This window comes from Kitasatospora sp. NPDC059812 (genome assembly GCF_042732075.1).
Classification (GTDB): Bacteria; Actinomycetota; Actinomycetes; order Streptomycetales; family Streptomycetaceae; genus Kitasatospora.
This window is the reverse complement of record NZ_JBHWIO010000097.1, coordinates 1-6,234: the sequence shown is the minus strand read 5'-3', so window position 1 is coordinate 6,234 and position 6,234 is coordinate 1. Positions and strand designations below refer to the sequence as shown.

The 6,234-nt window shown below is 72.6% G+C and carries 5 protein-coding genes; 1 reads left to right on the top strand and 4 read right to left on the bottom strand.

Features of this window, described 5'->3' with window-relative positions:
* Positions 1 to 122: 122 nt before the first annotated feature.
* Positions 123 to 509: a hypothetical protein gene (locus ACFV6D_RS33030; RefSeq protein ID WP_380562476.1), complete on the bottom strand. Its 387-nt coding sequence runs from the start codon at positions 507 to 509 to the stop codon at positions 123 to 125.
* Positions 510 to 829: 320 nt separating this feature from the next.
* Here ACFV6D_RS33030 and ACFV6D_RS33025 point away from each other — a divergent pair, with 320 nt between their 5' ends.
* The gene (locus ACFV6D_RS33025; protein WP_380562474.1) at positions 830 to 1,720 is read left to right on the top strand and encodes a nitroreductase/quinone reductase family protein; all 891 of its coding nucleotides are present in this window, start codon (positions 830 to 832) and stop codon (positions 1,718 to 1,720) included.
* Positions 1,721 to 1,933: 213 nt separating this feature from the next.
* On the opposite strand, the gene ACFV6D_RS33020 is transcribed toward ACFV6D_RS33025, so the two are convergent.
* From ACFV6D_RS33020 to ACFV6D_RS33010, 3 genes are all read right to left on the bottom strand, one after another.
* A complete protein-coding gene (locus ACFV6D_RS33020) occupies positions 1,934 to 2,731 on the bottom strand; it encodes an SGNH/GDSL hydrolase family protein (protein WP_380562472.1) in 798 nt (265 codons plus the stop codon).
* 509 nt (positions 2,732 to 3,240) lie between these two features.
* Positions 3,241 to 3,939, bottom strand: a complete 699-nt coding sequence (locus ACFV6D_RS33015) for a hypothetical protein (protein WP_380562470.1) — start codon at positions 3,937 to 3,939, stop codon at positions 3,241 to 3,243.
* Between the two features lie 205 nt (positions 3,940 to 4,144).
* Positions 4,145 to 5,014, bottom strand: coding sequence for a hypothetical protein (locus ACFV6D_RS33010; protein WP_159398544.1), 870 nt, complete (start codon positions 5,012 to 5,014; stop codon positions 4,145 to 4,147).
* Positions 5,015 to 6,234 lie beyond the last annotated feature (1,220 nt).

Sequence of the window (6,234 nt, the reverse complement as noted above, 5' to 3'; positions counted from 1 at the left end):
CTGCCGGCGGGGGGGTGTCGCGGGCACCGGGGGACGGCGGGCGCCGGGCGGCGCCCCCCCCCGCCCCCCCCCCGCCGACGGGGGCACCCACTCGCGGGGCTCCCGTCCACCGGCGGCCGGGCTCAGCCGAAGACGTGCGCCATCCAGCCGCGCAGGCGCTCGTCGAAGTCGGCGGCGCCGGTGAAATCGTTGGCCGGGATCACGCCGACCTCGGCGTCGTCCTGCTCCTCCCAGCCGGCGGCGAGGTACTCGACGTCGGCCCAGCCGCCACGGAACAGCACCACGTGCAGTTCGCCACCGGACAGCGGGTCCACGACCTGGACGCCGACGGAGTCCGGGTCCGTGACTCGGGCGCGGTCCGTCTCCAGCGGCTGCGGCCACAGGGCCAGGGCGTCGCGCCAGGTGAGCGCGCCGACCGTCAGACCGGCGGCCCGCCAGCGTACGGCCCGGGCGGCGATCCGCTCGGCGGCGTGGTCGAGGTCGACGATGCGCTCCACGACGGCGTTCACTTCCCTTCATCGGCGATCCCGTGTCGGCGAATCCGCGTCGGCGGCCCCGCGTCGGGGATCTTTCGGCGGCGATCTTGCTCGTTGACAGGGCGTCCGCGCGTGGCTCTAATGGGGGCGTGCAGCGCGGCGCCGGCCACAGAGTAGTGGGCCGGCCGGCAACCGAGCGAGCACCTTTATCCGAGGGACGATGCGCGATGAGTACTTTCTCCGCTGCCCTGATCTGACGTAGGCGGTCACCGTGGTGTCCGCGTGCGCGCCCGTGCACCGCGTGTGGCCGTGACTCCCAACCCCTGTAGGAGACTTCACCCACACCTATGTCCATGTCCACGAACCATGTCAACCAGTTCAACCAGAGCGTCATCGAGGAGTTCCGGGCCGACGGCGGGCGGGTCGGCGGCCCGTTCGAGGGCGGCGACCTGCTGCTGCTCACCACCGCCGGGGCCAGGTCGGGCAAGCCGCACACCGTGCCGCTCGGGTACGTCCGGGCCGAGGGACTGCTCCTGGTCGTCGCCTCCGCCGCCGGGGCGCCGGACCATCCGCAGTGGTACCGCAACCTGCTCGCCCGACCGGTGGTCCGGGTCGAACTCGGATCCGAGGCGTTCGACGTGATCGCCGTACCCGCCGAAGGCGCCCGACGGGAGCGGCTGTTCGCGGCCGTCGTCCGGCAGGCGCCCGGGTACGGCGACTACCAGGCGAACACCGACCGGGAACTGCCGGTGGTCGTCCTGGAACGACCCGAGACACCCGCGCGCGAGGTGCGCAGCCTCGCCGACAAGCTGTTGGAGGCGCACACCTGGCTGCGTGCGCAGCTGCGCCACGTCCGGGAGGAGGCGCACTCGCACGTCGCGGGCCGCCCGGCCGGCCTCGGGCTCCAACTGCGCCAGCACTGCCTCGCCTTCTGCGAGGGGCTGACGCACCACCACACCGGCGAGGACGTTGCGATCTTCCCCGCGCTCGCGCGCAACCACCCGGAGCTGGCCGGGGTGCTGGAACAGCTGGGCGAACAGCACCTGGTGATCGGGCGGATCAAGGAGGAGCTGGTGGCGCTGCTGACCGGGATCGAGGTCACCGAACCGGACCGGCTCCGGGCCGAGTTGGACCGGATGTCGGCCGAGCTGGAGGCACACCTCGACTACGAGGAAGCGGAACTGCTCCCGACGCTCGCCGGGATCCCGCTCCCGCCGCTCCGGCCCGCTCCGGCCCGGGACTGAGACGCACGAATGCCGTCGGGGCCGGCCCCCCCCCGCGCGGGGGGGGGGCGCCGGGCGCCGGGGGGGGGGGGGGGGCGGGGCGCCCCCCGGCCCCGCGTGCCGGTTCGGCGGGCGCCCTGGAGCGACGGCCTACCGATGCGACGGTCCCACCTATGTGACAGGCCTGCCGATGCGACGGGCCTGCCGATGCGATGGCCTACCGGCGCGAAGCCGTTACGACTGGGTGAAGACCGGGAGGTAGCCACCGGACTGGCCGGCGGCCTTCGGGTGGTAGCTCTCGTCGACCGGCAGGGTGGCGCTGTTGAGCCAGGTGGTCAGCGAGCCGCAGATCTCGTGCTCGGTGAAGATGCTGCGCACGTCGCCGAAGCTGAAGCCGGCGTTGGCGACCCGCTTGGCGATGACGTCGTCCAGCGTGTCGGCGGCGCCGTTGATCGCGGCGCGCTTGGTGTCACTGATGCCGAGGATGCAGCTGCCGCCGATCTTGTAGAGGTGCGGGTAACCCAGCACCACCACGTGGGCGTTCGGCGCCTTGGTGTGGATCGTCGAGTACACCTTGTCCAGCTGGGCGGGCAGGGTGTTGCGGGCGTAGTTCTGGGCCGCGCTGACGGCGCTGAGGCAGGTGCTGTCCGACTCCAGCACGCAGGTCTTCATGGTGTCGGCGAAGCCGGCGTCGTTGCCGCCGACCGACAGGCTGACCAGCGTGGTGCTGGAGCTCAGCGCGGAGATCTGGTTGCTGAGGACGTCTCCGGTTCTGGCGCCGGAACACGCGACGAACGAGAAGGACGACGGCGAGTGCGCGTTCTTCCACAGGTACGGGTAGGCGTTGGTGCTTCGCTTGCAGTTGCCGCTGTCGCTCAGGTAGCTGCCGGCACCGACACCGGCGGAGTAGGAGTCCCCGAGGGCGACGTAGTTGACGCTCGCCGCATTCGCGGATGAAGCGGTGAACAACGTGGTCAGAGTGAGCAGAGCCGCTATCGCGGCAACGGACATGGCGCGCGCTGGACGGAGCATGGCACCTCCTGGTGTGGTATGGGTCACAGAAGTGATACCAGGCAGTAGGTGAACCGGGAAGCGGTCATGCCAAGGACATTGACGGGCAGTCCGACAACGCAGAAGTGAACCATCGGCCACAGGGCGTGAGTTGGCGCTGGTCAGCGCCGGTGTACGCCGACCAGCGTCGGTCATCGCGCGTAGACAGTGGTCGGTGAAAAAGTCAGCGAGTGGTCAGTTGGTAGTCAGGGTGCGGCCAGGACACCGTCACGACACGGCCATCGCCAGGCCACCCCGCCATACGACGCGTCGCGTCGCGCCGGTGCTCGCCACGGCACAGCGCGGCGCGAACCGGCACGACACGACCCGACTCCGCGCGAACCGACTTCTCACGCAAGGGCGTCAGCGCACGCGGGCTCCGGCACACGCGGACTCCGGCGCACGCGGACTCCAGCGCACGCGGACTCCAGCTCGAAGCCCTGACCGTGGATCAGGCGGACGGCGCCGTCACCCGGCAGCCCCTCCTCCGGCTACGCGAGGCCCGGGTGAGGCTCGCTCGGGCACACCGCATCCGGGTGGACGGCCTCCGGGTAACCGGCATCCGGACACACGGCATCCGGGTAGACGGCGCCGGGGAAGACCACGCAGCCCTCCACCGGCAGCTCCTCGATCGCCTCGTTCGCGGCGACCGGCACGCCGAGCCGGCGGGCGGCGGTGGCGACCGCCACCCGGGCCTGGCGCAGCCCGGGCGCGCCCCAGCCGAGCAGTTCGACGGCGAGTCCGGGCGCGACCAGCAGCCGCCGGTAGTGCCGGCCGGAGGCCGGGTCGGCCGCGCTCGGGCCGACCGCGCGCAGCGCCGCCGCCATCCGGACCCGCGCACACTCGTGCCCGCCGTTGGCCGAGCCGACCCGGTCGTAGAGGTAACCGAGGTAGTACGGTCGGCCGATCACGGCCTGGGCCTCCTCGGCCGCCTCCCGGGCCAGCGCGGAGGCCGGATCCCCGGCGTCCTCCGGTTCCAGCGAGCCGCCGGGGAGCGAGCAGATCCCGTCCCTGGGGTTGACCAGGGTCAGCACCCGCCCGTCCGGAGCGAACAGCCACCCCCAGGACTGCTTCACCGGCAGCCCCTCGGGCACCTGCTCGCCCGGCCGCCACGGCCACCCCGCCGTGGGACGCCGGCGCACCCTGCCGAGCAGCTCGGCGATCTCCGCGCTGTACTCGATCCGGCTCATGCGTCCCCCTCTCGCTGTCGGGCTCGCCGGACCGGCAGTGCGCGGGACGGACCTGCGGAGCACGGTACGGAGCGGAGCGGCCGGAGCGGCGGCGTGGGGCACCGCGCGCTCCTGCTGTTGATCTTCTCCGAATCTTCCCCGAACAGGCGGTCGATGAACAGTCCCCAGCGCCGCATGGTGGATGGCAGGAGTGGAAACCCCCTGATCACCCCAGCGGCCCACCCCCCTCCTCCGACGGGGAAGCGGGCTCCGAAAAGCCCGGCAGCGGGAAGCCCGGTCGCGGGACCACCCCGGGCGGGAACGGCAGCCCGCGCGCGGCGTCGTCGGCCAGCTCGTCGAACACCTCGTGCACCGTCATCGGCCGCAACCGCCCGCCGGCCAGCGCCCAACCGCGCACCCACGGCCCGTCCGAGGCCGAGGCCCCGGACGCCGGGACGCCCGGATCGCCGTGCAGCAGCAGCGCCCCCGCCCCGCCGCCGGCGACCCCCGCCGCCAGCGTCACGCAGAACGCCTCGGTGTCCCGCCCGGCGGGGTAGAGGCCGCCCGCCTCCACGCAGACCTCCACCGCCGAGCTGAGCTGCTCGCCGTCCTCCGGGCCGTGGCAGCGCAGCGTCAGCAGGTGGCAGCCCTCCCCCGCGCCCTCGGCCAGCGCGAGGTAGGCCGACGTCACGTACCCCATCACCGCCGCCAGCCGCCGCTGCCCGTCCGGGTCGTCGCCGACCGCCTCCAGCAGGGCCACGCCCGCGACGGACATCCGCACCCGCGCCCGGTGGTCGTCCAGCAGGACCGGGAGCAGTTCGGCCAGCCGCTCCCCCGCGTAGACGAAGGGCTCCCCGGCCAGCTCCGGATCGCCCGCGTACGCGACCCGGGCGGCGGGCGTCCGGGGGTCGAGGCCGAGCGCCGTGCAGTAGTCCTCGTAGTCACCCGCCTCCAGGACCCGCAGGTGCACCTCCAGGCCCTGCGCGTGCAGGGCCCTCAGCTGCTCCTCCGAGCGCCGCAGGTACTCCTGGTGGGCGAGCCGGCCGAACAGCCCGTACCGCGCGAGGCCGGCGAAGTCGGACGCAGCCGCCGCCACCGCGACCGCCACCGGCTGCGGCGGCGGAGCGCCCCGGGCCCGCCCGCCACGGCGCCCCCGCGCACCGGCCCCGCCCGCACGCCCTCCCGGCGGCCGGTCACCACCGGACGGCCGGGCCCCGCCGGGAGCACCCGGTCCGCCATCCGCCCCGGCCCGCCGCCCGGCGCGCAGCAGCACCCGCCGGCGGACCCGCGACCGCCCGAAGACATCGACGGCCCCGGAACCCCGGCAGCCCCCACAACGCCCCGCACAGCGCTCCGCAACCCCGGAGCCCTCACGACCCAACGACCACACCCGCATGGTTCCTCCCACCGACTAGCCCAGCACCGGACACCGTCGACCGCTCCGACCCTGGAGCCGCCGACGTCGAGGAACATACACAGAGCCACTGACAATCCACCCCGAGTAATCGAACACGCGCGTCCCAGGACCCTCGGGTCTCCCGATCCGGACGGGATTGTCAGTACCGGACGTTAGGGTCGGGAACCATGCGACTGCCGCATGGAGACACAGCCCAATAGGCGGCAGCTTTGGGCGCACCAGCAGATCTGGCCGCAAAAGCAGCGAGTTGGATGGACCACTTCTGGACGACGATCCAGCTGTGAACGGGTGCGCCGTACAACGGCGAATGCCCGCCGGTGCAGGGCACCAGCGGGCAATCCCGAAATATCATTCCTCGAAGCGCTTGCCGCTCCAGCCCGCCGGAGTCACAACGGTGTTGCGTGCTCCGCCGTTGACCCAGTGCCAGTTGGCGGTGCTGGCCTCGCCGGTCCGTCCGGGCACGGAGGCCTGAGCGTGGGCCTCCTCGGTGCCGACCGGAACGGCCGCACCCGTCGCAGGGAAAGCCGTGACGACTGCCGTGCTTTCCGCACCCGTCTGGGCAAGCGCCACACCGGCACCGAGGCTGAACAGCGCAGTTGCCGCTACGCCAACTACTACACGCTTGATCACTATGGTTGTCCAAGGACTCGAAGGGGTCAGTTCTCACAGTGGACCAGCGGCCAGTAGACATTCGATCAACGCCAGTTGTGCGGCGAATCTCGGGGGCCTCGTGAAACAAGGAAAGCGGGCCCCACCCGAGGGCGGTTTCTAGGGATCGTCGCAACACGTGGTTGGTTTGATCAGGCCGCGAGTAGTTTATGCAGGCGCGGGGGGGGGGGGGGGGGGGCCGGCGCGTTTGGTGGGGGGGCGGGGTGGTTGGGGGGGTGCGCGGCGAAGGG